This window comes from Streptomyces sparsogenes, assembly GCF_001704635.1.
Lineage (GTDB): Bacteria > Actinomycetota > Actinomycetes > Streptomycetales > Streptomycetaceae > Streptomyces > Streptomyces sparsogenes.
Map to the genome: position 1 here is coordinate 1 of NZ_MAXF01000255.1, position 1,034 is coordinate 1,034.

At 69.1% G+C, this 1,034-nt stretch carries 1 protein-coding gene; it reads left to right on the top strand.

The window, feature by feature from the left end; genetic code table 11:
- On the top strand, window positions 1-1,034 hold a 1,034-nt coding region (locus BBH68_RS38725; RefSeq protein WP_065968583.1), incomplete at both ends, for an IS110 family RNA-guided transposase.

Consider the following 1,034-nt stretch of genomic DNA (forward strand, 5'->3'; position numbering starts at 1 on the left):
GGTACTGAACGATGAGGCTGAGCTGCTCAAGCTCCTGGCCGACGTGCTGGAGCTGTCTCAGGACGTGCTGTGGGCGGTGGACATCAACCACGGTGGTGCCGCGCTTGTGCTCGGCCTGCTGGTCAGCCACGATCAGCACATCACCTACATCACCGGTCTGGCCGTCCATCGCGCCTCGGCCGGCTACCGGAGCCAGGCCAAGACCGACGCGAAGGACGCCTTCGTCATCGCCGACCAGGCCCGCATGCGCACCGATCTCGGCGTGCTGCGGCCCGGCGACGAGATAGCGGTCGACCTGCGCACCCTCGTCAACCGCCGCACCGATCTGGTCTGCGACCGGACCCGGCAGATCAACCGGCTGCGTGCCCAGCTGCTGGAAATCTTTCCTGCATTGGAACGGTCTTTGGACCTGACCAAGAAGGGGCCGGTCATGCTGCTGACCGGCTACCAGACCCCGGCCGCGATCCGCCGGGCCGGCACCTCGCGCGTCACGACGTGGCTTACGAACCGCAAGGTCTACGGCAGCGCCGCCCTGGCCAAGGTCGTCGTGGAGGCGGCCGAAGCTCAGTTCACCGCGCTGCCCGGAGAAAACCTCGCGGCCACCATGGTGGCCCGCCTCGCGAAGGGGGTGATAGCCCTCGATGAGGAGATCGCCGAGCTCGATGCCCAGATCGAGGTCCGGTTTCGCGAGCACCCGCACGCAGAGGTGATCCAGAGCCTGCCCGGCATGGGCACCCTGCTGAGCGCGGAGTTCCTCGCCGCGACCGGCGGCGACATGAACGCCTTCGGCACCGCCGACCGCCTGGCCGGCTACGCCGGCCTCGCCCCCGTCCCCCGCGACTCCGGACGCGTCAACGGCAACCTCCACCGCCCACGCCGCTACCACCGCGGTCTGCTCCGCGTCTTCTACCTCTCCGCCTTCGCCAGCCTCCGGGGCTGCCCGGCCTCGAAGCGGTTCTACGAACGTAAGCGGACCGAGGGCAAGGGACACAAACAGGCGCTGTTGGCGTTGGCCCGCCGCCGGGCCAACGTCC